Origin of the sequence: Yersinia sp. Marseille-Q3913 (assembly GCF_963892745.1) — a bacterium.
Classification (GTDB): domain Bacteria; phylum Pseudomonadota; class Gammaproteobacteria; order Enterobacterales; family Enterobacteriaceae; genus Yersinia; species Yersinia bercovieri.
In genome coordinates, this window is the sequence record NZ_CAWQAF010000018.1 from 1 (window position 1) to 25689 (window position 25689).

Below are 25689 nucleotides of genomic sequence, written 5' to 3' on the forward strand. Positions count from 1 at the left end.
AAAGTGGCGCACTTTTAAAGCATAACTGTGGCTCACTTTTAGACCATAATTGACATGTGTTGAGCTTTCAATAATATGAGCCGGTGCAGAAACTGGCGCTAATATTTGATGATGGAATAAATCTATCCTGTGGCTGAAATCGTAAGTATTACCTGTGCGATTATCTGTTATTTTGCAACGCGCATGATAAGCCGCCTTTCTACAGGAAGACATGCCCTCCGAGCGTTTCACAATTTTAAACTCCAGATGAAATATTGCCATGTAATAAATAACCTTAAATATAATAAAAACTATCAAATAAACATCAGCGTCTACTATGCTGGTTTTAGTTTTTCGTAAGAAAAACTCAGGGGTTGACGTTGAACTTAGTTTTGCTTTTAGCCTGCGGCAGCAACCGTCGGTAGACCCCACACGCTCACGAAGTGAGTGTATAAGTGGGCATTGTTTTGATAACAATGTAAAAGCTCTCCTTATTAATTAATACAACTAATATGAAAGACTGTAAATAAAGAGAGAACAAAACGCCGAATTAAGCGGCGCAATATAGATTAAAGGAAGATGTCATCCGTTAATGTTATTAGATGGCTTCCAATGAATGTCCGAAAGACAAGACGAGTTATCTATTAGGCTATGAAAATAAAATCAGTAATGGGACAAATTAAGTAACGTGGTGAGTAAGAGTGTTTGGAAATAACTATTACCTACAATCGTGTTGCATAAATACATTTTATGGCGGATTAATGGCAGTTAGTGTTATCAATAATTTGTTATTTAAATAAATATGATGTAGGTAATAAAGAGAATATATAAAAAGGAAATAATATGAGACTTGGTGAACTGGACGACGTGGCATTAATCTTACTTGGCGTTAATGCAATAATGTGGGGGATTAATATCGGAGTATTGAGCTTATGGATAGTGAAATAAATATCACTCATGATATTGATTTTTATTGTAAATATGCTAATGAATAAAAAAGAGTAAAATACAAGGGGCATATATGTTTAAAAAAAACGATGAGGCTATCGATTTGGAAGCCAAAAGGCTGCTTGATGACGGGATCTTTACTGATTTTGAAAAAGCCTATTTAGAAGCAGAAAAAACAATAATATATATAAGGGAAAAAGCAAAAGAGAGACAAGAGAAAAGTAAGTTTCGGTTGAAGATAAAATCAATAAAGAAACAACTGAGTTCTGAACATGAAAGTGTGAATATCCCTTACAGAAATAAAAACAAATACTAAGGGGGATTTATGACAGAAAAGACAATTAAACAACAAATCGCAACAGCACAAGAACGGCTTTACTTTTTGGAATCTAAAAAGAAAAAAGACGATAAAAAATTAAATACACGACAGAAAATAATTTTAGGCGCAGAGATTGCTAAAGTTTTAGGATGTGATATTAGTCAAGTAGATAAGAAATTAGTGTTTGGTATCCTGCTGGATATTTACTCTCTTCATGAGAATGATATTGAAAACTATCGTGAGCGAGGTCAGATTTATCTTGATACTACCATTAATAAATCTAAATCCTAATATCGTTTTATTTCACGTCCGAACGGTGAACCGGTTTAAAACTTGTTTTTAAGCCGGTGAACTGTTGAGCAAGCCCCAGAAGGGCGCGGTAGTCTATTTCTTTATTCCGCTATGTTAAAAATATCCTTTGTTCATCTTGACCTCTTTTTTATTTTTGCTAATTAATGATTACGTGAAAATAAAAAAGGACAAGAAAATGATTAAACAGCATAAAAAAGGATTTTCCTTATTAGAGTTGGTATTGGTTTTAGGGGTTGGCACTGCAATGGCTTTTATTAAATTTCAAGATATGAAAAGCGAACAAGAAGTTGTTATAGCTAATGCGGTGGGAGCGCAGATAAAGCAAATCGGTGAAGCGGTTAACCGCTATATCAACATTCGATATGACAAGCTTTCAACCCTGACAAGCAGCACCAGTCAATCCAATGATCCGGGGCCAAGAGTTTGTTCATCCAATGGCTGTGAAATCACTTATCAGACATTAATTAATGAAGGACTATTGCCTGTTAGTTATACCGGGATAAATGCCAATAAATCTTCATATAAGGTTTTATTGAAACGTTCAGGTATAGCTCCTAACTATGTGATCAATGGCCTTGTGATGACAACGGCAATATGGAATGAAGGCGGGAAAGTTCGCTATGACCTCCTTGGTAAAGCGATGCAATCGGCAGGAATAGACAGCGGAATGACCCGATCACCCACTGTAGCTTCTGGTTATGGTGGTCAATGGAATGAAAAATCATCTGACTACAGCAATATCACTACAGAAGGTTTATTGGCCTATCGTGTGGGTTATGATTCATCAATGTATTCGGTTTATCTTCGCCGTGATGGCACATTGCCAATGACGGGAGACTTGAATATGGGCGGCAAAAGTATTAATAACGCCAAAGATATTACCGCTGCAGGCACTGTGATGGCTGAGGTATTAAAATCGACAGGATCAACCAATGTTGGCGGAGCCTTAACCGTTGTAGGGAATTCGACTTTGACTGGCTCTGTAGAAGTAAGATCTACCTTATCGGTCAGTGGTGCTTCAACCTATGGCGGTATTGTTCAGGTTAATAATGTGATTAACGCCACCGGCAATATCAATACGACTGCAGATATCAACAGTAAGCGTGTTTATTCCAATTATATCCAGTCGACAGGGCGTATCACATCAGATGAGTATGTTCAGATAAATGGAATTGCTGTATCTGGTGCAGCCTGTTCACCTAATGGGCTTATTGGGCGATCAAATGCAGGGGATATGCTGTCTTGTCAATCCGGTGTTTGGGGTTCAGGTGGAAAGGTAGAAGTTATTTACGGGAGTAATCCTGTATGTTCAGCTAATAAAATCCCTGTAGCACGCTACTGGACACAACCGGGAGGTTCTAACTATGGTAATTATTGCACCTTACAAACTGGCTGGGCTGGAGTCACGACACCTTCCTGCGAATCGTGCGTAAACTGGGAAAAATGTCATATGGTTTATTCTGCATCATGGTCAGCAACAGCGTGTAGTTAGTAGATATAGCCGATATGGCAGTCTGCTATGATGTTATGAATATAGATAAAAAATTTATGCTAAGTTTGTTATTGCATTCGAAACATTTTAGAGGCAAAGGTTAAATTTGCATTAAATTAGCGGGTGATATGTTTTTTGAAAAAATATTGATAAGCAAGAGTAAATATTTTAAATATTATCAGATGCGAATGATTATTTAAGTGGGGGTATTTCAATGGCGTATCTAATATGTCCGTGAATGGGGGTTATTTACAGCTCTATGAGTTGATATAGTTGCCACAAATTTGGGGTATTATTTTTCCATTTGGAACATCCCCTTAACTGAAGGATAAAGGGCCAAATGGCCCTTTTTAATGTTTGACCTATACGCGAGAAAATCTAAAGTGTCCTTTGATATGTCTGGCAAGATACCCACCAACAGAATCTGAATGTATTAGATCCGAGTAAATATTTTGAGGGATATCAAAATATTGATATATAGCACCGTTATTAAACTCAATCTCTAAGGTTGAATCATTAGCGTCATAACCAACGCTACGGATATTACTTGACACTACCGGTTGTCTATTCATATATTCCTCTATAGTTTTACTTTACTTATTCTTGGACTTTGAGATCTCCATGCTTCGATAACTTCAGCATAGTTTGGTTCTTTTTCTGGATATATATTCCAACCACCGGGATTCATTGAATCGTCTTGCGGTAGAATATCATATACAATAGGATCTTGACTATCGGGTCGTCGATCTTTGGGGGGAGGGATTACTGATGTCCTCATTGGTAATTTGACTGCTTCTCCTAACACAATGCATTCTCCCGTTCTGAGAATTGGGAGCATGCTGGTTAATCCATCAAGATTATCTGACATGGCTGAGGTTATATGACTGCGATCTGAAGCGTTATTAAGACGTAGGGCAAAGAAAGTTCCACATTGTGAAAGTATTGTTGAATCAATTTCTGAAGGGCGTTGAGTTACAACCATTGTCCCTATTCCATATTTTCTTCCTTCTTTGACAATTCTTTTCACCATTCGTGATGCCATACTATCATTTTGACTATTTAAATAGTTATGAGCTTCCTCCATAACTATTAGTAAAGGTCGGTGTCTACCACCCTGAGATAGATTTCTTGCCCAAAAAAGTGCTTCATATAATATTCGTAAAACAGCACCTATGATGGTTTTTAATATATCAGAAGGAACGCCAGACAAATCGAGAATGGTTACTGGTTTATCACCAATCCATCCCTTTAGTAATTCATCCAAATCTTTTTGTATATCTCCATCTATTGATGGAGTCCACTGACCCGGTTTAAAAATAAAATCATACCGAGGGACTCTGAGCTTTGAACCTAAGGCTTGTAACTGCTTACCTAACGTAAGTGGCGTTGGTAAGTAATTTATTTTAGTCGCGCCAGCTTCGTTTGATACATTCTTAAATATAGGGGGAACTCCAGATAACGCATTACCCTTTAGCTCTGAACCATCGATCAATGTTTCATAAGCTAAGGTTTCAAGAGGTTGTTTCCCTTGTGTTTTAATGTATGTTCCAAAGGTTTCAGTATATAACTGATGCCATAAACAATGTAGATTGAAAGGAATCGGTGAGTCAGCGCTTAGGGTATCTTGGTTTGAGCCATTTCGTGGCTTCCTTTTAAGTGATTCGCTTTTTACTTTTTGTATTTTTTCAAGTAATATATTTCTTTCTTTTTCCGAGTCAATCCCCCCAAAGCAGACTTCTGAAAGTTCATCGAAATTCAGTGCCCAATAAGGTATATAAAGTTCTTTTTCTCCTACGATTGGGTTTGGGTCTGCATTGACTTTATAGATATTAGCCCTATCTTTTAAGCATCGACCATATTCGCCGTGCAGATCAAGCATAATTATTCTAGCAGACGGATATTTTTCACTTTCAGATAATGCGGAAATTAAACTGGCAACTGTAGTAGATTTTCCTGAGCCTGTAGTGCCAACTACTGCAGAATGTCTGGTTATGAGTTTATTAATATCAATGAGCGCGGGTATTGAATCTGCATTTGATATGTGGCCAATCTTGACGAAATATCCTTCATCGGGTTGCCCATAAATTTGTTTTAATTCTTTTTCTGATACAAGATGAACGTTATCACCGATAGTTGGATATTGTGATAGTCCTCTCTGAAATGAACCATTTCTTTGTGCTTCACCAATAAGTTGTATTCTAAGCCATCTATTATCTACTTGTGTATTTTCATCAGTATCTAATGGAGATGCGCTTGCTCCGACCTGACTGATTATTCCAAATAAATTATTGAACCCGATTGGTATTCTGACAAAACTACCTATTTGTCCGGCCCTATATCCTTGACCATCTATATATATGAAACCACTCAGTGAGTCTTTTGATAATGATACGCTTACAGTTGTTCCATTTACATCTTGAACTTTACCTAAATAAGATTCTTTATCAGACATGGTTTCAATCCTTAATAGAACCAATGATTCTTTGTAAGAATGTAGTAAAATCCTTAAAATCACCAAAGCTAACATTTGAGTTACATTGGTTATGCTCTTCTGAGCTAATTCTTTTTATAAAACTGAAAATCTCTTTGTCATCATCATTGTTTTCATTGTAAAACCATTTTCCATAATTTGTACCAATAATGGCAGCATCGTTAGTCCACACATTTAAGTTATGTTGATTTTTAGCTAATCGATATGCTTCAGGATATTTTTCTTTTCCATTAATATTAAAATCACCATACATTAATCCTAAAACCATAGCTGTAGGGTTTGACTTTAGTGCACTTACAATGACATCGTTCAAATGACCATCGTTAAATGAATAACCGGATAAGACAAGAAAGGATGATTTTTTTCTAATGAATCTATTCAATTGATCCAATAGAGCCAAATATGGCATTTTTCTACTTTCTTCATATTTAAGGTGTGAAGGGTATATTAAATGGGATGATTCTTTATGATTCGGATGAGTTCTATAAACTCTCTTTTGATTACCTATATTCTTTTGGCACCAGTTTATTGAACCATGAATTTTCCAAAGTCTTGACCAGTGTTTTGGTATTAAATTATCTTCTAATGCTCTTAGGTCAAAGAATGGATTGTTGGCACCAACAAAGCCGTCGAAATATGGTATTTCCATTTCCTCAAGCGATTGCTCCATCAAAAGGTCATAGTTCGTTGTGAAAATTTCCACCGCGATTTTTCTATCAATAGAACGTATCCATTTAGCCAGTTTGTGATATGGAGTTTCTTCATTTGGAAGAATAACATCTATTTTTACTGCTATCTTCTCACATATCAATTTCTCTAGGCCTGCAAGATGTTCTTCACTTAATCCTCTAACTTCTCCTCCTTTAGAAACAGAAACAAGCCCCCGCAAAAAACTAAGAATATCTTCGATATTATCTTTATCTTTTTCAGCTTTAACTAATTCCGTTATGAGTTTTGTATATTGTTGATTATCAACCAATTCTTTGTGGATGTGTTTTGTAAGATTAACTACATCAGGTATTAATGGCCATTCATCTTCAGGCATATCGACTGACAGTGGACACCCTGCGGAAAGGAAGAAACCTATAGCTTCATTATCTTGAGATAGGGACTGCCTTAAGTATTTTATATGACGGATAGGATCGTGTGTAGTATTCATAAAAACACCTTAAAGAGTATGGTTATGTCACTATACTATAGAAATTTTAAAGTAACATTCTCTTTGAAATCTGCCTATTGAACCTTATCTTTTTCAAGATATTGGTCAATCAAATGGAATAATTTCAATCGCCATACTTGCAATTTAAATAATCTGCGCTGTCGTAATGTTATGCTTCTATAGCCAGTCGCTCATGCTCCTTATTCATAGTCATTAAGAGAAGAATAGGCCTTTGAGTGAGTTAAAGCAGTGCATGGGCACAATATCATCACGCAGCAATAGCCTTATGTTTTTGCACTTGAATATAATCCCCCCACCATTGCATAAGATCTGCTCTTTCGACGAGATACTCTGCACGATTGTAAGCGGCTATAATCTCAGTGCTTTTGGTATGAGCCAAAGCCGATTCAAGAACTTCCGTCCTGAATTTACCGCATTCCTCTGCTGCTGTCCTTGCGATAGATCGCATACCGTGGGCAACCAATTCACCACCTAAACCCATACGGATTAACGCAGCATTGGCTGTTTGCTCATGCATATGGGTCAGCGGAGTTTTTATGCTGGGAAATACCCACTCACGATGGCTGCTGATAGGCTGCATATTTTCGAGTATACGAAGAGCTTCTTTGCTGAGCGGCACCTTATGAGGACGTTTCATCTTCATAAATTCAGGGGGGATGTTCCAGATTTTGTTTTCTGTATCGATGTCAGCCCAACGCGCACGAACAGCCTCTCCGGGGCGAACCCAAGTAAGCAATTGCCATTCAATCAGCATACGTGTTTCCAGCCGTATGGAAGCATTCGCCAGTGCAGCCATAAATCTTGGTAGTTCGCTGGGGGGAAGGGCGGGCATATTTTGCTTTTTAGGTTTACTAAAACGCTGACCGAGGTTATCAGCAGGATTAAACTCAATAAGTTCTTCTGTCGCTGCCCAGCGGAAGATTTCATTCAGGCGGGAAATGATTCGGCGCAGGGTTTCCAATACACCGCGTTGTTCAATTGGGTCAAGATGCTGCTTCAATAACTTAGGCCGGATCTCTTTGATAGGAACATTGCCTAATCCGGGGAAGATATTTCTTTCAAGACTACGCCAAATGTCTTCTGCATGGTCTTTGGATATACCAGATGTCTTTACCTTCTCATCTAACCACTTTCGAGCAACAGCTTGTAGCGTGTGCTCAGTAGCATCCTTTAATGCATTAGCTTTATCGTTGTTATGGACTTGTGGATCGATGCCATTGGCAAGTAAAGATAGGTATTCATCCCGCAAAACTCTTGCTCTTGCTAACGTGAGGTGGGGGTAGGTTCCGAGGCTTATCTTTGTTCGCTTTTTAGTTACTGGCACTGCATACCTGAAATACCAATTTTTCTTTCCACCCCTTGAGAGGGGGGCGATTCTTAGCATTAGGCCATCACCGTCAAACAAGTTGATTTCTTTGTCTGAAGGTTTAGTGCTTTTGATTTCAGTATCCGTGAGTTTTTTTGCGAGTTTTGCCATTTTGGGACCCTCAAGTTTTGGACCCTTTGTGTAGGGTCCCAAGGAGGGTGCCATAAGTAGTGGTTTCTAGCAATTCTCAGTAGACTACTATAGACGTAAAAAAGCCCGCAAGGCTGGTTCCATGCGGGCTTAGTAGACTTTACTATACTTCGGTAAAACTAAAAGTGGTGGAGCTGGGGGGATTTGAACCCCCGTCCGAAATTACTACGCCGTCGGCACTACATGCTTAGTCCAGTCATTACATTCGCCGGTTAGCTGCGGACGGACACGCCACTAACAAACTATCCTGATTGGGTTTAACGCTTTCACCCCAGGCAAGGTGTCCACGCGATCTCTTTTAGGTTTGACCTCTCTTGATCCCCGTCCTAAGAGCGGAGGCTAGGGAGAGAGGGAATCTTCAGTTTCTTAGGCTGATTAAGCTGCTAAAGCAGCAGATTCGTATTGCGAGTCGTTTGCAATTATTTTTTTTGCGGTTTTTTACGAGGCCTCCGCACCTCGGCATGCACCTTGGGTTTCGCAAATCCCGTCGAATCCAGAATCAGCCCCAAAGAACTTATTTAGTATACCAGAACTATCGCCTGTTAAGCCAGTGACTTAACGATTAGCGTGTTTCATTATTCTGGCTTTATCAACCTGCCACTCACGATCTTTGATGTCATCGCGCTTATCGTGATCTTTTTTACCTTTTGCGACACCGATTTTAACTTTAACCCACGCATTTTTCCAATACATGGAAAGGGCAACTACAGTAAAACCGTCGCGGTTAACTTTGCCGATCAGCGAATCTAGTTCGCGTTTATTCAGCAATAATTTGCGTGTACGCATTGGTTCACAGACAACATGAGTTGAAGCGACGTTAAGCGGTGTAATGGTTGCCCCGAATAGGAAGGCTTCACCGTTTCTAAAAGTGACGTAGCTATCACTGATGTTGGCTTTACCAGCACGCAGGGATTTTACTTCCCAACCTTGCAAAGAGAGACCCGCTTCGAACTCTTGCTCGATGAAGTATTCGTGGCGGGCGCGCTTGTTTTGCGCAATGGTTGCGGAACCGGGTTTGTATGCTTTTTTCTTTGTCATAATGTTGATCATTATACTGTATGTGGAGGCGAATGAAATCCTTTCCCGCAGGATGCTGGTGCATTTTGTCTCATTTGTTGCACGGAATGGCTAGCAGATTTTTTGTCTGGCGGCAGATAAATGGTATTATCAGTGCGTTTTATGTCTCACAGGAAATGTTATGCCACAAATTAGCCGCTCTGCGTTGGTTCCGTTCAGCGTAGAACAGATGTATCAACTAGTTAATGATGTTCGTTCTTACCCAGAATTTTTACCTGGCTGTACCGGAAGCCGAGTACTTGATGCTACTGAAAACGAAATGACCGCAGCCGTTGATGTTGCCAAGGCCGGAATAAGCAAAACCTTTACTACACGTAATACATTGACTGATAACCAGAGCATAAATATGCAACTGGTGGATGGGCCGTTTCGTAAATTAATGGGCGGTTGGCATTTTACGCCGCTGAGTGCGGATGCCTGTAAAGTTGAGCTGCACCTTGATTTTGAGTTTACGAATAAGTTGATTGAATTAGCTTTTGGTAAGATATTCAAGGAGTTGGTTGGAAGTATGGTGCAGGCGTTCACCCAGCGGGCTAAAGAGGTTTATAGTGTCTGATATTCGCGTTGAGGTAGTTTATGCCTTGCCTGAACGCCAATATCTGCGCTCTGTTTCCCTTGATGAAGGAAGTACTGTCGAGGATGCCATCAAAGCATCGGGTCTGCTTGAGTTGCGATCAGATATCGACCTGACAAAAAATAAAGTGGGTGTCTATAGTCGTCCGGTAAAACTTGGCGATAAGCTTAATGACGGTGATCGTGTTGAGATATATCGCCCACTAATCGCTGATCCGAAAGAACTACGCCGCCAGCGCGCTGAACACGCAAAAAAATAAGGCACAGTCGCGCCTTATTTTTTATTGTTGCCCTAGACTGCTCTTGAGAAAAAATGTGCGCTATCGTGTGGCCGCATCAGCAGTAATCGACCCAGCACCAAAAATCCTAATCAGCATTCGCTCCCTCAATCTACTCGGCAATCTTCGGATAAATTAATTTCCAGTTAACGTTGGATCGTTTTTGATATCAGTCAGCACACCACTGCTATCGAAGGTCAACGTCAATGTTTGTTGAGTGATTTTTTCGTGACCAGGTTGCTGACGGAATACGTAGAACCAGGTTTTAGTACCAAACGGATCCTGCAACATTGGGGTGCCTAAGGTATATGCCACTTGTTGTTGGGTCATACCCTTATGAATTTTGGACGCATCATTAGGTGATAAATAGTTACCCTGATTAATATCAGGCCGGTAGACCACCTTCTCCAGCGTTGAACAACCCGCAGTAAGTATTGCAAGCATTACAGCGGCGGCAGTCAGCATTTTACAGCGCATAGTAATCACATTCCTTTAGGGCGTAGGGTGACGATGATAATAGACCTTGCAGCAGTTGGAAACCTTTACAGGGCACCTGTATGACCTCTGGAAAGGAAAAAAGTTAATCTTTTCTATGCTGCGAGCAATTCTTTTGCGTTTGCCAAGGTATTTTTCGTTACTTCACTGCCGCCCAGAAGGCGCGCCAACTCTTGCAAACGGGCTTTTTTATCGAGTCGATGCATATGTGTTTCGGTTTCAGTGCCATCAGTTTGTTTGCTCACAAAGAAATGTTGATGACCACAACCTGCAACTTGTGGGAGGTGTGTCACACACATGACTTGAGTCGACTCGCCAAGCTGGCGTAACAGGCGACCCACGATGGCTGCTGTCGGTCCACTGATACCGACATCGACTTCATCAAAGATAAGCGCAGGGGTATCCATTTTACGCGCTGTAATGACCTGGATAGCCAAGGCGATGCGAGATAGTTCGCCACCAGAGGCAACTTTAGCCAGTGGTTGCAGTGGCTGACCCGGATTGGTTGTGACACAGAACTCAATCCGGGTCGCCCCTTCGGCACTGAGGTGTTCTGGCTCAAATTGGGTATCAATAGTGAGTCTGCCATGTGGCATCGACAGCTCATGCATGCTCTCGGTAATCAATGCAGCTAATTCATCAGCATAATGCTGGCGCTCCTCGTGCAACCGTTTGGCGATAGCGAGTGCGTACTGATAGTGAGTATTAACTTCATGGCTGAGCTGCTCGTGATCGTTTTCTTGTTGCGAGAGTTGCTCTTGCTCATCCAATAACTGCTGATGGAACTGTGGTAGTTCTTCCGGTGCAACGTGGTGTTTGCGGGCCAAATTTAATTGGCGGGATAACCGTTGTTCCAGTTCATATAATCGATTGGGATCCATATCCAATTGTTCTGCATAGTGACGTAACTCATCACTGGCTTCACTAATTTGGATCGAGGCTTCTTCCAGCATATTGAGCAAATTATTAAATTGTTCATCCATACTTGCCAGTTCGGTTAACTGATTTTTGGCGGAGTAGAGTTGGCTGAGGATGTTACTTTGTTCATCATCGGCCAGTAGCTGTAAGGTTTGCTGGCTGAGTGACAACAACTGCCCACTGTTTGCCAGACGCTTATATTCAATATCAATTTGCTCGTATTCTCCCACTTGCGGGGCGAATGAATTCAGCTCTTTCAACTGATATTGCAGCAGTTCATGGCGAGCATTACGTTCCAGTGATTGCTGCTGATGAAGTGCCAGCGCGCGGCAGCTTTGGTGCCATATTTGATAGGCAGCTTTCATTTCGGCCAGCAGGGCTGATTGGTCTGCGTAAGCATCTAATAATTGTTTTTGATGGTCGGGCCTTAACAGCAACTGGTGGGCATGCTGACCGTGAATCTGGATCAGGTGTTGACCCAACTCCCGTAATTGGGACAAAGGCACCGCTGTACCATTAATAAAGCCTCTTGAGCGGCCATCTGTTCCAATCGCTCGCCGCAGCAAACATTCATTGCTGTCATCAAGATGGTTGTTTTCCAACCATTGACGGGCTGATGGGGTGTCTGCCAATGAGAAGCGAGCGCAAATATCAGCACGCGTAGCCCCCAAACGAACCATACTGCCATCTGAACGACTGCCAAGACATAATCCCAAAGCATCTATGGCGATGGATTTACCTGCCCCAGTTTCGCCAGTAATTGCTGTCATTCCGGGTTGAAAATCAATTTCTAACTCACGCACAATTGCAAAATTACTGATGGTTAATTGGGCCAGCATGGTAAATCTCCTGTACATAAATACATGACTGTATTTGAATACAGTATAGACTGGTTTTATATACAGTAAAGTCCCTAAGGCACTTTTTAGAATAATTTTTTTGACCAACCGAGCTTCGTGCTTAACGTATTGAAATAACTATAGTCCTTTGGATGAATAAGATTGAGATGGAAATCACTGCGCCGGATTAACACTTCTTCTCCCTCCTGAATCGGCAAGGCTATCTGGCTGTCACAGCTTATTTCCAGGTCGCTGGTAATTTGTGAAAACTTCAGGCGAATGGTGCTGCTACTATTAATAACCAGTGGGCGAGCTGTCAGGGTGTGCGGGAACATGGGCACCAGGACGATGGCATCCAGTGTGGGCGTCAGGATTGGACCGCCTGCTGAGAGCGAATAAGCTGTCGAGCCGGTTGGAGTGGCAATGATTAGGCCATCAGACCGTTGAGAAAATGCGAAGCGGTCATCGATATACACTTCGAATTCAATCATATGCGCCACTTTGCCAGGATGCAAAACCACTTCATTGATCGCCGTGCTGATGCGGCTTTGTTGATCAGTGCGAGTGACCTGGGCTTCCAGCAAGAAACGTTGTTCGTTAAGGTATTCGCCTTCTAACACATCGGAAAGCTGTTGCTGGGCATTATCGGGGTCTAAATCGGTCAGGAAACCCAGATTGCCTCGGTTGACGCCAATCACTTTGATATCATAGCGGGCGAGGACTCGTGCGGCACCAAGCATGTTGCCATCACCGCCGACGACGACCGCTAAATCAGCTTTTTGGCCAATTTCAGCTAAACTGCCGGTAACTGCGCCAGTTAAATTGAGATCTTTAGCAATCTGTTGTTCAACCATAACGTCATAACCTCTGGCGTTTAGCCAGTGGTAGAGCATTTCATGGGTGGCAAGTGCAGCCGGGTGCCGTGGGTGACCGACAATACCAATACAATTGAATCTTTTATTATTCATTGCCGTGATTTTCCTTACTGGGGGACTCTTTTACCCCACATTATGACCGGTTCCCTTGAATCCCCGGTTTTGATCCCCATAATAAGCCAAGTAGCGAGATTAATGCTAAAACGCGGAGATATCCATGAGTAGTAAAGAACAGAAAACACCAAACGAGCAAGTCTCGGAAGAAATGGAAAATGCAGCAGAGCAGCAAGTGGAAGCGACACAAGAGACGGGTGAAGGTGTAGATCCGCGTGTTGCCGAGCTTGAAGCGCAGTTGGCTGCAGCCATACAGCGTGAGCGCGAGAGCTTGCTACGCGCTAAGGCTGAGGTTGAGAATATCCGTCGTCGTACTGAATTGGATGTTGAAAAAGCACATAAGTTTGCTTTGGAACGATTCTCAGCTGAATTATTGCCAGTGATCGATAATCTGGAACGCGCACTGGATACTGCTGACAAAGCCAATACCGAGCTGACTTCGATGATTGAAGGTGTCGAATTGACACTGAAATCACTGCTCGATGCGGTCGGTAAATTCGGCATTGAAGTTGTTAGCGATACCAATGTGCCATTTAATCCTGAGGTTCATCAGGCAATGACGATGCTTGAATCTGCCGATCATGAACCCAATAACGTGATGATGGTGATGCAAAAAGGCTATACGCTGAATGGCCGCTTGTTACGCCCGGCAATGGTTGCGGTATCTAAAGCGAAAGCTTAAGGTGTCCTGATGCGAAAAGGCACCTGGAAAGGTGCCTTTTTTATCCGTTTTTTTTGAGTCAATAACGTTTTATTCTTCAGTGGGTAGCTTAGGTTGCCAGTCAATTGGCGCTAAACCTTGCTGCTGTAATAATTGATTTGCTTGTGAAAAGTGCTTACAGCCAAGAAAACCACGATGTGCCGAGAGTGGTGATGGATGTGGGGCTTTCAAAATAAAATGGCGCTGGGTGTCAATAATTCGGCCCTTTTTCTGCGCATGAGCCCCCCACAACATAAAAATCACACCTTCACGATGTTCATTCAGTGCCGCAATGACTTTATCGGTAAAGGTTTCCCAGCCAAGATTGGCGTGAGAGTGTGCATTACCCGCTTCGACAGTTAGCACGGTATTTAGTAGCAGGACACCTTGCTCGGCCCAGCTTTGTAAAAAGCCATGGTTAGGTCGCTGGAAGCCGGGAATGTCGGTGGCCAACTCTTTGTACATATTCACCAGAGAGGGGGGCGCGGGGACTCCCGGCAACACGGAAAATGATAATCCATGAGCCTGATTGGGGCCGTGGTAGGGGTCTTGACCCAAAATAACCACTTTAACCTGATCCAACTCAGTTAGGCGAAACGCGTTAAATATGTCTTTTTGTGGCGGGTAGATAATTTTGCCAGCATTGCGTTCTGAGGCCACATAAGCCAGCGTATCTTTAAAATAAGGCAGTTCTTTTTCCTGGCCGATCACATCGTGCCAGCTAAGGGAGACGGACATAAACACTCTCCTTGGTTCTGTAAGATATTGATGCGCTAAGCTTACCGATTCAAACTCGTGAGTGAAACTGTTAAACCCGACTCTGTGACCTCATGATGCTTTTTTGACCTATCAATGCAAAAAACGTTGAAAATTTACAAAAATAATTGCTGTTAGCCCTATTGATAAAATTGATATAAAACATAAATTTGACAGTGGCATACTTGCCAGTCCGGCGAAAATATTGATTTAAGTCAAGGAATCGCGACTGTCTGGCTGGTATACAGAACAATAAGACAACAATGGTTTTACCAAATAACCAAGAAAGTTTTCTCCCCCTTGGAATTTATAGCCGTATTACGGAGGCACCAAATGATTACTGGTATTCAAATTACTAAAGCTAGCAATGAAGCTCTATTGAACTCTTTCTGGCTGCTGGATGATGAAAAAGATGAACTGCGTTGTGTTTGCGCTAAATCAGGCTATGCAGAGGACCAGATCGTTCCAGCAAGTGAGTTGGGCCAGATCGAGTATCGTGAAGTTCCGCTGGAACTGCAACCTACTGTGCGGGTTGAAGGTGGTCAGCATTTGAACGTGAATGTTCTGCGCCGCGAAACACTGGAAGATGCAGTGAAAAACCCAGAAAAATATCCACAGCTAACCATTCGTGTCTCCGGCTATGCAGTGCGCTTCAACTCACTGACACCAGAACAGCAACGTGATGTAATTACCCGTACTTTCACTGAAAGTCTGTAATTATTGTCATAACGATTTAGTTACAAAAATTATAAAGGGAGCTTCGGCTCCCTTTCAGACTGATGACAAACCTCGATGACTCGATCTCAAGAGGTGAGGGCAGGTAGAAGAGTAAAGCGTCCGCGCCAAGGATGGCGCGGCTCGAGCCTCCATGGATGGATTTACGGCGTCTTTACGATCTACCTGTCTTCTCCGCCGCTGGCACTTTGTCAATACCCTCAAAGCCGCTATTGATAAGCGGCTTTTTGGTTAGTGCACTGAATTAACCGGTGCTCTTGGTATCTGGTTTTTCTTTCGGCTGACGGCGTTTACCCACGTTTTTAGCATCGCGGTGACGAACCTTCACTTTGGCTTTTTCTTTGCTAGCTTCTTTTAGTTCTTTACGCTTAGCCAAAACCTTTTTCGACGGCTTGCCGGTAGATTTTGAACTTGGCTCTTTACTGGTTGGACGCAGTTCATCAACAACCCGCGGTTTCAGCGGCTCTTTGAGATAACGGCCAATTCTGCCCAGTAATAAGTGGTCATGGGCTTCAACCAGTGAGATAGCCACGCCTTTGCGCCCCGCGCGACCAGTACGGCCAATGCGGTGGAGGTAGACGTCAGCAGTTAGCGGCAGGTCAAAGTTGAACACGTGACTGATATCGTCGATATCTAAGCCGCGTGAAGCAACGTCAGTCGCCACTAACACATTTACTCGGCCATCACTTAAACGAATAATTGCTTCGGTACGTTTGGCCTGAACCATTTCGCCTTCGAGGAACCAGGCGTTGATCCCCGCTTCACGCAACCAACTGACCAGTTGATGTACCTTTTCACGGGTACGCACGAAAATGATAGATTTCTGCACTTCCGGTTGCTTGAGCAGATGCACCAGCAAAGCGGTTTTGTGTTCGATATCGTCAGCGCGATAGTACCATTGCTGAATTTTTTTGCGTTCACGGCGCGATGGGTCAGCTTCCAGCTCGACCGGCTCTTCGAGGATGCGCTCGGCAAACTCACGAATGGCCTCGCCTTCCAGCGTTGCGGAGAACAGCAACGTCTGTTTGCGCCAGCGGGTCTCTGCCGCGATGGTTTCGATATCCTGCGCAAAGCCCATATCAAGCATACGGTCAGCTTCGTCCAGAATCAGGGTCTCTACTGCCCGACAGTCAAAGTTCTCTTCTTTGATGTACTGCAGCAAGCGGCCAGTGGTGGCAACCACAATATCCTGATTCTCGCTAAAGACTTCTGCGTGGTTCATATAAGCCACACCACCGGTGATCGTCGCGATATCCAGTTGTGTGTGCTTGGCCAGTTCACGGGCTTGATCCGCCACTTGCATTGCCAGCTCACGGGTTGGCGTTAGGATCAAAATCCGCGGCGGGCCAGATTTTTTGCGTGGGAAATCCAGCAAATGCTGCAAGGCTGGCAGCAAAAAGGCGGCAGTTTTGCCCGTACCTGTTGGAGCCGAACCCAATACATCACGCCCATCCATCGCTGGCGGAATAGCCGCAGCTTGAATAGCGGTTGGGCGCTCATAGCCTTTGTCGCGTAGTGCGTCAATCAGGCGTTCATCGAGATCGAGTTCGGAAAAATTGGTTACAGTCATGGTCTTCCTCTACTTGGGGCGCCGATTATAGACGGGTTAGCCGAATTCTTCACCTGTTTAAGCGGTAATGATCTCTTTTCCCTTCAATCATATTGTCCTATGCTACGCCGGTTATAGATTTTGGTGACTAATGTGGGCGAACAATTGAAAAAAAAGCCGGTATTGCGTGGTGGTGGTTTCACTTTTAAACAATTTTTTGTGGCGCATGACCGTTGTGCAATGAAAGTGGGCACCGACGGTGTACTGCTGGGTGCCTGGGTACCGGTAGAAAAAGCCCTCAAAGTACTGGATATTGGCTGCGGTAGCGGGCTTATCGCCTTGATGATTGCTCAGCGTTCGTCATCAGAGATATTGATTGATGGTGTTGAACTGGAATCTGAGGCGGCGCAACAAGCGAGCAGCAACGCGGCGTTATCGCCTTGGGCTGCGCGAATACGAATTTATGCGCAAGATGTGCATCAGTTTGCCGAAAACCATCCTCATCAGTATGACCTGATAGTCAGTAATCCACCCTATTTTGCCCCCGCAGTGGCTTGCCGGGATGATGCCCGTGATACCGCACGTTACACCAGCTCCTTAACTCATGACGCTTTATTGAATTGCGCTGAGCAGCTTATCACAGAGGAGGGGCTGTTTTGTGTGGTTTTACCGCAGGATTTAGGTATTGAACTCGCTCGTTTGGCTGTGCAAAAAAAGTGGTTTGTCCGCAGCCAGGTTGATATTAGGGATCGCCCCGGTAAACCCTTGCATCGAATGTTGCTGACGTTATCGCGTGAATCCGGTGAAACTGAATACCAGAAATTGGATCTGCGCCAATCGGAAGGTGTCTACTCACCTGAGTTCTGCGCGCTAATCGGTGATTTTTATCTTAACTATTAGCCTAGGTATTAAGACTGCGGGGGAGAAATTGAAACAGGGCACAATGCTCGAAACTGCGCCCTGAAATGCATTATGGATGGAGAATGGTCGGTTTTGGATTATCTATTTGATCAGGATAATCAAGTGTATAATGCAAACCACGACTCTCTTTGCGGTCCATAGCACAACGTACAATTAACTCGGCGACCTGTACCAAATTACGTAATTCCAGCAGATTATTGGAGATACGGAAATTGGCATAATACTCATCAATCTCTTGCTGCAAAGTATTGATTCGGCGCAAAGCGCGCTCTAAGCGTTTAGTGGTCCGCACGATACCGACGTAGTCCCACATAAATAGGCGTAATTCATGCCAGTTATGTTGAATGACAACTCGTTCATCTGAGTTATCAACACGGCTCTCATCCCAGTCCGGTAAATGCTTAGCCAGCTTGGCATGGGGTAAGCGCGTAAGAATATCCTCAGCGGCAGACCAGCCGTAAACCAGACACTCAAGCAGCGAGTTAGATGCCATGCGGTTAGCACCATGCAAGCCGGTATAGCTGACTTCGCCAATGGCATATAACCCATCCAGATCGGTGCGCCCGTGCTGGTCTACCATCACGCCACCGCAGGTATAGTGCGCCGCCGGGACGATAGGAATGGCTTCTTTGGTCAGATCAATGCCCAATGACAGCAGTTTTTCGTAAATCATTGGGAAGTGCTGTATCACGAAATCAGCGGGTTTATGGCTGATATCTAAATACATGCAATCTGCACCGAGGCGCTTCATTTCATGGTCTATTGCGCGGGCGACGATGTCACGTGGCGCGAGCTCACCCCGTGAGTCAAAATCAGGCATGAAACGGCTACCATCAGGGCGCTTAAGATAGGCTCCCTCACCACGCAATGCTTCGGTCAATAAAAAATTACGAGCTTGCGGATGGAACAGGCAGGTCGGGTGAAATTGGTTAAACTCCAGGTTGGCGACTCGACATCCGGCACGCCAGGCCATGGCAATACCATCGCCAGAGGAGATATCTGGATTAGTGGTATATTGATAAACTTTAGCCGCGCCACCGGTGGCTAACACCACGGCTTTAGCCCGAAAAGTTTCAACTTTTTCCAACTCGCGGTTCCAGATGTAAGCGCCAACTACGCGTTTAGTCCCCGTCAGACCAATTTTGTTGGATGTGATAAGGTCGACTGCATTGCAGCGCTCTTTAACTAAAATATTAGGATGGGTACTTGCTTTACCTACGAGTGTGGTTTCTACTTCTTTACCTGTCGCATCAGCAGTATGCAGAATACGGCGATGGCTATGGCCGCCTTCACGCGTAAGGTGATAGCGTTCTTCGCCGCTGGCACTGGTTTCAGTATCAAACAGAACGCCTTGATCAATCAGCCATTGCACGCAAGAGCGGGCGTTGCTGGCAATAAACTCTACGGCGTCTTTGTCACAGAGTCCGGCCCCGGCAATCAAGGTGTCATCGACATGTGAACTGATGCTGTCGGTTTCATCAAAAACGGCAGCAATTCCTCCCTGAGCATAAAAAGTGGCGCCTTCATTAAGCGGCCCTTTACTCAGAACGGTAACTTTACAATGTGGCGCGAGGCGTAGTGCTAATGACAGACCGGCAGCGCCACTCCCGATGATCAATACATCGCTAACGTGTTCAGATGATGATTGCATATCGTATGATGTGTGCAGAAGAAGAGGGAATTTCATGTTAGCCTATCTGCCAGAGCAAAAGCTATGGCTATAAGATGTCTAAATAATATTCAGACAAAAAATCTGGCAACATGGAACTTTGCAAATTTTATAAACTCCAAGCGTGTGCTTGCTCAGGAAAATAAAGATATGGCTGGCAGTACTATTTTTGGCGTGAGGATAGATTTCGGGAGAGTTCACCTCGGATGAGCGAGCAGTTAACGGATCAGATGCTGGTTGAACGGGTCCAGAAAGGTGATCAGCAATCGTTCAATTTACTGGTAATTAGATACCAGCATAAGGTTGCGAGCCTAGTATCCCGATACGTGCCTCAGGGCGATGTCCCTGATGTAGTGCAGGAATCTTTTATTAAGGCGTATCGCGCACTGGCATCATTCCGTGGCGATAGCGCTTTCTATACCTGGCTTTATCGTATTGCTGTTAATACAGCAAAAAATTATTTAGTTGCTCAGGGGCGGCGCCCGCCATCCAGTGATGTGGATGCAAATGATGCTGAAAATTACGAAAATGCGGGTGCATTGAAAGAAATATCGAACCCTGAGAACTTAATGTTGTCTGAAGAATTAAGGCAGATAGTTTTTAAAACCATAGAGTCACTTCCTGAAGATCTCCGGATGGCGATTACACTCAGGGAGTTAGATGGTCTAAGCTATGAAGAGATAGCTGAAATTATGGACTGTCCGGTGGGTACTGTTCGTTCCCGTATCTTCCGCGCCAGAGAAGCTATTGATAACAAAGTTCAGCCGCTAATTCAGCGTTAAGCGGACACATAAAGGGTATTTGGCATGCAGAAAGAAAAGCTTTCCGCTCTGATGGACGGAGAAACTCTTGATAGTGAGCTGCTTGGATCTTTATCGAAAGATAAAGCATTGCAGCAAAGCTGGCAGAGCTATCACTTAATCCGCGATACCCTGCGGGGGGATGTTGGTGAAGTCTTGCATCTGGATATCGCCAGCCGTGTTGCAGAGGCGCTCAAAAACGAGCCAACTCGTTTTGCTCCTATTGCTGTGCCTGAATCTCAGCCACAACCACATACCTGGCAGAAAATGCCGTTCTGGCATAAAGTTCGCCCATGGGCCAGCCAGATTACGCAAGTGGGTGTGGCAGCCTGTGTTTCGTTAGCCGTCATTGTTGGGGTTCAGCAATATAACCAACCTGAGTCTGGTAATTTGCAGCCAGAGTCACCTGCATTTAATACATTGCCGATGATGGGTAAAGCTTCACCAGTCAGTTTTGGTGTCCCTGCTGATGGTTCTTTCGGAACGTCTCAACAACATCAAGTTCAAGAGCAACGTCGGCGCGTCAATATGATGACCCAGTTGCAAGATTTTGAATTGCAACGTCGTTTACCACAAACTGATGTGTTGCAGCAGCCTTCGACATCAACGCAAGCTGCAATTCAGGTCCCTGGCACTCAGTCCCTAGGAATGCAGCAGCAGTAATGAAGCAATTTTGGTTTTCCGTTTGTTTATTGGCGGGTAGTCTATTCATGCCAACATTAGCTTCGGCGGATACTGCGCCGATAGCTATGTTGCAGGAAATGAGCACTGCCAGCCAATCGCTCAATTATGAGCTATCGTATATCAATGTTAATAAGCAAGGGATTGATTCTCTTCGTTATCGACATGCTATTTTAGATAAAAAAACCTTGGCGCAATTACTGCGTATGGATGGCCCACGTACTGAGATCTTACAGCGTGGAAATGAAATAAGTTATTTCGAGCCAGGTTTTGACTCTTTTACCCTTGCCGGTGAGCATATTGTCGATGCATTACCTTCTGTTGTTTTCCCCGATTTTGAAAAATTATCAAAATATTATAACTATATTGCCCTTGGTCGTGCCCGCGTAGCGGATAGACCCTGTCAGGTTATTCGGGTGGTATCCCGTGACAGCACACGCTATAGCTATATTATTTGGATGGATGAGACAACCAAACTACCGATGCGTGTAGACCTGCTAGACAAGGATGGTGAAACACTCGAGCAGTTTCGGGTGATCTCTTTTGCTATCGGAGAGCCTATTCAGGAGATTCTGCAAGGTTTGGTCAAACTCTCTTTGCCGCCGTTGCTTGCGCTACCTGCTAAAACGAAGGTGGATTTCACTTGGGCGCCGCGCTGGTTGCCGGAAGGTGTTACTGAGGTTTCACGCAGCCGCCGTACGTTACCGAATATGGATACGCCAACAGAATCACGGCTGTATAGCGATGGTTTATTTAGCTTCTCGGTGAATGTGAACCCGCTGGGTAAAGATGTTCCCTCAGAACAATCTTTGCGTCAGGGGCGTCGTACTGTTCATACCGAAGCTCGCAATAATGTAGAAATATCCGTCGTTGGCGAACTGCCTCCTGCAACAGCGAAACGAATTGCTGATAGCGTAGTTATGGAGTCTGCAAAATGATGAAGGAGTGGGCTACCGTTGTCTCGTGGAAAAACGGAATTGCGCTTCTACGTTGTGAGCCACAATCTGGTTGTGGAAGTTGTAATGCGCGTAGTGGCTGTGGCAGCCATCTATTAAACGAATTGGGGCCAGAATCTGATCATCAACTACAAGTAGCGATTTCACAACCGCTTGAGCCAGGACAGAAAGTTGAAGTTGGGATCAGTGAAGGTAGCTTATTACGTTCTGCCTCTTTGGTTTATTTAACCCCAATAGCGGGGTTAATTGCTGGTGGGGCTCTGTTTCAGGCGTTATTTGTCACCGATGCGTTTACTGCTCTTGGTGCTATTTCAGGCGCTAGCTTAGGTTTTTTGTTAGCCAGAAAATTAGCTGCCAGAATTGAAGGGCAGAGTGATTATCAGCCTACGGTTTTACAAGTTGGGTTACCGCCAACGGCTATACGAATTCAGCAAGAGTAATGATTCATTATCGTCATCTTAGCCATAGTAGGCGGGGATGCGGTTTTGTATCATGTGTTCAATTAAAGCAATAAAAAGATCAGCACTGATCAGCGCCGAATAGTCTAATGAAAAGAGTATGTTACCTTCCGCATCAAATAATCGTATTTTGTCATGACGTTTTTCGCGACTGATCTCAATACGTAAAATATCTTCAATATAAATAATACCTTCTAACGTCATCAGTGCGTGCGCACTGAGTGTCAGTGGAGTTGTATCCATCTGTATTTTGCTTACTTTAATAATATTTAAAATGCCATTAACTATCGGTAAATTTAGCCAGCTATTATTTTTCCGGATTAGTTCAAATACGACATTTTTACCTAGAGCTAAAGTATTTAAACTTACTACGCCAACATGCATAACTTGCTGGTGAATTATCGTATTTATAAGAGGGTAAGCGTTGCTTATATTGTTAATGATAATATTCCATGGCTGAAGTTTTGATGTGCGAAATGCCATGGTGTTAATTCTACCATTAGGATTTATTCCGGTATGGTATTTATGAATGTACAGTATTTTATTAAATGGAATAAAATAGACATTTCCATTGTAATGATTAAAAACACGGACACCTTTTTCATAAAGGAAATAGGTAAAGGCTGGGTTACTATTCAATCGGGAATAAAATATAAAACTCAGTGAGATAACTGAAATAACAACGAAAAAAATAGAGGGGACAGATGGTGCTGATGAAATAGAGTTTGTTATTGAGGTAACAATGAGGGCAAGAACAGACGCCAATGTAAATATTATTGCAGCAATAGTTAGCTTTGATTTTTCAGTTTTAAACTCATGGCGGCTAAGTATTTTTCCTTCGTCAATCATAATATTCTCCATATGCCTGCCAAGAGGATATTTCACTTGGTTGATATTAATAACTCTAGGTTATTTCTCATTGAGGTAAATGAGCATTTTCCTAAAGTGATTTAATAAAAAGTGACACTCAAGAATAGAAATTATAGGCATAGAGTAATTATGGGTATTGTCTGTTTCTAGCGGATATTTGATAGAAATGGTTGTATGCGACTGTGGCATCAATCATCGTGAGCGGTAAGGTGTAGATACATTTTAACAGGGTAAATCAGCTAACAAGCTAAGTGTGATGCCTTTCACGAGGCTAATTTACAGTGTAAGATGCCTGCATATTTATGTGGGTAGTTTTGGGTTTGAGTCCATCGCTGTGTCCACCAATAATTAATTAAAGACAACGACTAGAGAAAAATTCATATAAATGAAGCACATAAGAAACTTTTCTATTATTGCCCATATTGACCACGGTAAATCGACACTGTCGGACCGTATTATTCAGATTTGTGGCGGATTATCTGAGCGTGAAATGGCCGCTCAAGTGCTCGATTCTATGGATCTGGAGCGTGAGCGTGGTATTACCATCAAGGCACAGAGTGTGACCCTTGATTATCATGCTAAAGATGGTCAAACCTATCAACTCAACTTTATTGATACCCCCGGTCACGTTGACTTCTCTTATGAAGTTTCCCGCTCTTTGGCGGCTTGTGAAGGGGCTCTATTGGTGGTGGATGCAGGGCAGGGCGTTGAAGCGCAGACGCTGGCAAACTGCTACACCGCAATGGAAATGAATCTGGAAGTTGTTCCGGTACTGAACAAAATCGACTTGCCTGCTGCTGATCCTGAGCGTGTTGCTGAAGAGATCGAAGATATCGTCGGTATTGATGCAACGGATGCGGTTCGTTGCTCAGCCAAAACAGGTGTTGGTGTACCTGATATTCTTGAGCGTTTGGTTCGTGATATCCCGCCACCAGAAGGTGATCCAGACGGCCCACTGCAGGCACTGATTATTGACTCCTGGTTTGATAACTATTTGGGTGTGGTGTCATTAATCCGTATCAAAAATGGTTCATTGCGCAAAGGCGACAAAGTTAAGGTGATGAGTACCGGTCAGAGCTATAACGCTGAGCGTCTGGGTATCTTCACGCCAAAACGTATTGATCGTGATGTGCTTAACTGCGGTGAAGTAGGCTGGTTGGTCTGTGCGATTAAAGACATTCTCGGTGCGCCAGTTGGCGATACCTTGACTTTAACCCGTAACCCCGCTGAGAAATCATTACCTGGCTTTAAGAAAGTTAAGCCGCAGGTTTACGCCGGTCTGTTCCCGATTAGCTCAGATGATTATGAAGCTTTCCGTGATGCACTCGGCAAGTTAAGTCTTAACGATGCGTCTTTATTCTACGAGCCAGAAAGCTCGACGGCATTGGGCTTTGGTTTCCGTTGTGGTTTCCTTGGCTTGCTGCATATGGAAATCATTCAGGAACGCTTGGAGCGCGAATACGATCTGGAATTGATCACCACGGCACCAACAGTGGTGTACGAAGTGGTCACCACCAGTCAGGAGACGGTTTATGTTGATAGCCCTTCCAAACTGCCCGCACTGAACAATATTGAAGAGCTGCGCGAACCTATCGCTGAATGCCACATGTTGTTGCCACAGGAGTATCTGGGTAACGTCATCACGTTGTGTATCGAAAAACGTGGTATGCAGACCAACATGGTTTACCACGGTAACCAAGTTGCGTTGACATATGAAATTCCAATGGCTGAAGTGGTGCTTGATTTCTTCGACCGCTTGAAATCCACCTCTCGCGGTTATGCTTCACTGGATTACAATTTCAAACGTTTCCAGACTTCTGACATGGTCCGTGTTGATGTGTTAATCAACAATGAACGTGTGGATGCGTTGGCACTAATTACCCATCGCGATAATGCGCAGTACCGTGGTCGTGATCTGGTTGAGAAAATGAAAGAGCTGATCCCACGCCAGCAATTCGATATTGCGATTCAGGCGGCTATCGGCAACCACATCATTGCTCGTTCAACAGTGAAACAGCTACGTAAAAACGTACTGGCGAAGTGTTATGGCGGTGACGTTAGCCGTAAGAAAAAACTTCTGCAGAAACAGAAAGATGGTAAGAAACGTATGAAGCAGGTCGGTAACGTTGAATTACCGCAAGAGGCTTTCTTGGCTATTCTGCATGTCGGAAAAGACAGTAAATAAGGA

At 43.6% G+C, this 25689-nt stretch carries 26 protein-coding genes and 1 other RNA gene; 13 read left to right on the forward strand and 14 right to left on the reverse strand.

All coding sequences use genetic code 11. The annotated features are described in order from the left end of the window. On the reverse strand, nt 1-318 hold a 318-nt coding region (locus AACW11_RS09225; RefSeq protein ID WP_339379052.1), incomplete at its 3' end, for a MobA/MobL family protein. A 682-nt stretch (nt 319-1000) separates the two neighbouring features. On the opposite strand from AACW11_RS09225, the gene AACW11_RS09230 reads away from it, so the two are divergent. The 3 genes from AACW11_RS09230 to pilV all read left to right on the forward strand — a co-directional run bounded on the left by AACW11_RS09230 (nt 1001) and on the right by pilV (nt 3050). After that, the gene (locus AACW11_RS09230; protein WP_212586556.1) at nt 1001-1243 is read left to right on the forward strand and encodes a hypothetical protein; all 243 of its coding nucleotides are present in this window, start codon (nt 1001-1003) and stop codon (nt 1241-1243) included. Nucleotides 1244-1252: 9 nt separating this feature from the next. Continuing rightward, entirely contained in the window at nt 1253-1537 is a 285-nt protein-coding gene (locus AACW11_RS09235) for a conjugal transfer protein TraD (protein ID WP_212586557.1), read from the forward strand. A 196-nt stretch (nt 1538-1733) separates the two neighbouring features. Next, nucleotides 1734-3050: a shufflon system plasmid conjugative transfer pilus tip adhesin PilV gene (gene pilV, locus AACW11_RS09240; RefSeq protein ID WP_212586558.1), complete on the forward strand. Its 1317-nt coding sequence runs from the start codon at nt 1734-1736 to the stop codon at nt 3048-3050. Nucleotides 3051-3412: 362 nt separating this feature from the next. Here the strand turns inward: pilV and AACW11_RS09245 are convergent, their stop codons facing one another. The 6 genes from AACW11_RS09245 to smpB form a co-directional block, all read right to left on the reverse strand. Next, nucleotides 3413-3622: a KTSC domain-containing protein gene (locus AACW11_RS09245; RefSeq protein ID WP_072077877.1), complete on the reverse strand. Its 210-nt coding sequence runs from the start codon at nt 3620-3622 to the stop codon at nt 3413-3415. An 8-nt stretch (nt 3623-3630) separates the two neighbouring features. Then, nucleotides 3631-5502, reverse strand: a complete 1872-nt coding sequence (locus tag AACW11_RS09250; protein ID WP_212586559.1) for an ATP-binding protein — start codon at nt 5500-5502, stop codon at nt 3631-3633. Nucleotides 5503-5506: 4 nt separating this feature from the next. Then, nucleotides 5507-6700 (reverse strand): SIR2 family protein, encoded by a 1194-nt coding sequence (locus tag AACW11_RS09255; RefSeq protein ID WP_212586560.1) that lies wholly within the window; start codon nt 6698-6700, stop codon nt 5507-5509. 268 nt (nt 6701-6968) lie between these two features. After that, nucleotides 6969-8198 carry an integrase domain-containing protein gene (locus AACW11_RS09260; RefSeq protein ID WP_212586561.1) on the reverse strand — a complete coding sequence of 410 codons (1230 nt, stop codon included), beginning with the start codon at nt 8196-8198 and terminating at the stop codon, nt 6969-6971. Between the two features lie 165 nt (nt 8199-8363). Further along, nucleotides 8364-8744, reverse strand: a transfer-messenger RNA (tmRNA) gene (gene ssrA, locus AACW11_RS09265). 48 nt (nt 8745-8792) lie between these two features. Further along, a complete protein-coding gene (gene smpB, locus AACW11_RS09270) occupies nt 8793-9275 on the reverse strand; it encodes an SsrA-binding protein SmpB (RefSeq protein WP_032897911.1) in 483 nt (160 codons plus the stop codon). 160 nt (nt 9276-9435) lie between these two features. Between smpB and AACW11_RS09275 the strand changes: the two genes are divergently transcribed. Beyond that, complete coding sequence (locus AACW11_RS09275; protein ID WP_032897860.1) at nt 9436-9870, forward strand: type II toxin-antitoxin system RatA family toxin; 435 nt, start codon at nt 9436-9438, stop codon at nt 9868-9870. Further along, entirely contained in the window at nt 9863-10147 is a 285-nt protein-coding gene (locus tag AACW11_RS09280; RefSeq protein WP_212586562.1) for an RnfH family protein, read from the forward strand. The genes AACW11_RS09275 and AACW11_RS09280 overlap by 8 nt, the downstream gene beginning before the upstream one ends. 153 nt (nt 10148-10300) lie before the next feature. Here AACW11_RS09280 and bamE read toward each other — a convergent pair whose 3' ends face one another. The 3 genes from bamE to nadK all read right to left on the reverse strand — a co-directional run bounded on the left by bamE (nt 10301) and on the right by nadK (nt 13385). Beyond that, nucleotides 10301-10642, reverse strand: a complete 342-nt coding sequence (gene bamE, locus AACW11_RS09285; protein ID WP_212586563.1) for an outer membrane protein assembly factor BamE — start codon at nt 10640-10642, stop codon at nt 10301-10303. Nucleotides 10643-10755: 113 nt separating this feature from the next. Next, complete coding sequence (recN, locus tag AACW11_RS09290) at nt 10756-12417, reverse strand: DNA repair protein RecN (protein WP_212586564.1); 1662 nt, start codon at nt 12415-12417, stop codon at nt 10756-10758. A gap of 86 nt (nt 12418-12503) precedes the next feature. Continuing rightward, nucleotides 12504-13385 (reverse strand): NAD(+) kinase, encoded by an 882-nt coding sequence (gene nadK / locus AACW11_RS09295; protein ID WP_048617050.1) that lies wholly within the window; start codon nt 13383-13385, stop codon nt 12504-12506. A gap of 124 nt (nt 13386-13509) precedes the next feature. Here nadK and grpE point away from each other — a divergent pair, with 124 nt between their 5' ends. Then, nucleotides 13510-14088 (forward strand): nucleotide exchange factor GrpE, encoded by a 579-nt coding sequence (grpE, locus tag AACW11_RS09300; protein WP_005274213.1) that lies wholly within the window; start codon nt 13510-13512, stop codon nt 14086-14088. A gap of 69 nt (nt 14089-14157) precedes the next feature. On the opposite strand, the gene ung is transcribed toward grpE, so the two are convergent. After that, a complete protein-coding gene (gene ung / locus AACW11_RS09305) occupies nt 14158-14844 on the reverse strand; it encodes a uracil-DNA glycosylase (RefSeq protein ID WP_212586565.1) in 687 nt (228 codons plus the stop codon). 351 nt (nt 14845-15195) lie between these two features. Here ung and grcA point away from each other — a divergent pair, with 351 nt between their 5' ends. Then, nucleotides 15196-15579, forward strand: coding sequence for an autonomous glycyl radical cofactor GrcA (gene grcA, locus AACW11_RS09310; RefSeq protein WP_005274219.1), 384 nt, complete (start codon nt 15196-15198; stop codon nt 15577-15579). A 262-nt stretch (nt 15580-15841) separates the two neighbouring features. On the opposite strand, the gene srmB is transcribed toward grcA, so the two are convergent. Then, a complete protein-coding gene (srmB, locus tag AACW11_RS09320) occupies nt 15842-17167 on the reverse strand; it encodes an ATP-dependent RNA helicase SrmB (RefSeq protein WP_212586566.1) in 1326 nt (441 codons plus the stop codon). A 132-nt stretch (nt 17168-17299) separates the two neighbouring features. Here srmB and trmN point away from each other — a divergent pair, with 132 nt between their 5' ends. Continuing rightward, nucleotides 17300-18046 carry a tRNA(1)(Val) (adenine(37)-N(6))-methyltransferase TrmN gene (trmN, locus tag AACW11_RS09325; RefSeq protein ID WP_212586567.1) on the forward strand — a complete coding sequence of 249 codons (747 nt, stop codon included), beginning with the start codon at nt 17300-17302 and terminating at the stop codon, nt 18044-18046. Nucleotides 18047-18116: 70 nt separating this feature from the next. Here trmN and nadB read toward each other — a convergent pair whose 3' ends face one another. Further along, complete coding sequence (nadB, locus tag AACW11_RS09330) at nt 18117-19718, reverse strand: L-aspartate oxidase (RefSeq protein WP_172666810.1); 1602 nt, start codon at nt 19716-19718, stop codon at nt 18117-18119. Nucleotides 19719-19942: 224 nt separating this feature from the next. Between nadB and rpoE the strand changes: the two genes are divergently transcribed. From rpoE to rseC, 4 genes are read left to right on the forward strand one after another with little or no spacing between them, the layout of a single operon-like run. Continuing rightward, nucleotides 19943-20518, forward strand: a complete 576-nt coding sequence (rpoE, locus tag AACW11_RS09335) for an RNA polymerase sigma factor RpoE (RefSeq protein WP_032813901.1) — start codon at nt 19943-19945, stop codon at nt 20516-20518. Nucleotides 20519-20542: 24 nt separating this feature from the next. After that, complete coding sequence (gene rseA / locus AACW11_RS09340; RefSeq protein ID WP_032897871.1) at nt 20543-21199, forward strand: anti-sigma-E factor RseA; 657 nt, start codon at nt 20543-20545, stop codon at nt 21197-21199. Beyond that, nucleotides 21199-22155, forward strand: a complete 957-nt coding sequence (rseB, locus tag AACW11_RS09345; protein ID WP_212586568.1) for a sigma-E factor regulatory protein RseB — start codon at nt 21199-21201, stop codon at nt 22153-22155. The genes rseA and rseB overlap by 1 nt, the downstream gene beginning before the upstream one ends. Beyond that, nucleotides 22152-22613 carry a SoxR-reducing system protein RseC gene (gene rseC, locus AACW11_RS09350; protein WP_212586569.1) on the forward strand — a complete coding sequence of 154 codons (462 nt, stop codon included), beginning with the start codon at nt 22152-22154 and terminating at the stop codon, nt 22611-22613. The genes rseB and rseC overlap by 4 nt, the downstream gene beginning before the upstream one ends. Before the next feature lie 18 nt (nt 22614-22631). Here rseC and AACW11_RS09355 read toward each other — a convergent pair whose 3' ends face one another. Continuing rightward, nucleotides 22632-23480, reverse strand: coding sequence for a hypothetical protein (locus tag AACW11_RS09355; RefSeq protein WP_212586570.1), 849 nt, complete (start codon nt 23478-23480; stop codon nt 22632-22634). A gap of 406 nt (nt 23481-23886) precedes the next feature. Between AACW11_RS09355 and lepA the strand changes: the two genes are divergently transcribed. Further along, nucleotides 23887-25686 (forward strand): translation elongation factor 4, encoded by a 1800-nt coding sequence (lepA, locus tag AACW11_RS09360; RefSeq protein ID WP_005274238.1) that lies wholly within the window; start codon nt 23887-23889, stop codon nt 25684-25686. Nucleotides 25687-25689 lie beyond the last annotated feature (3 nt).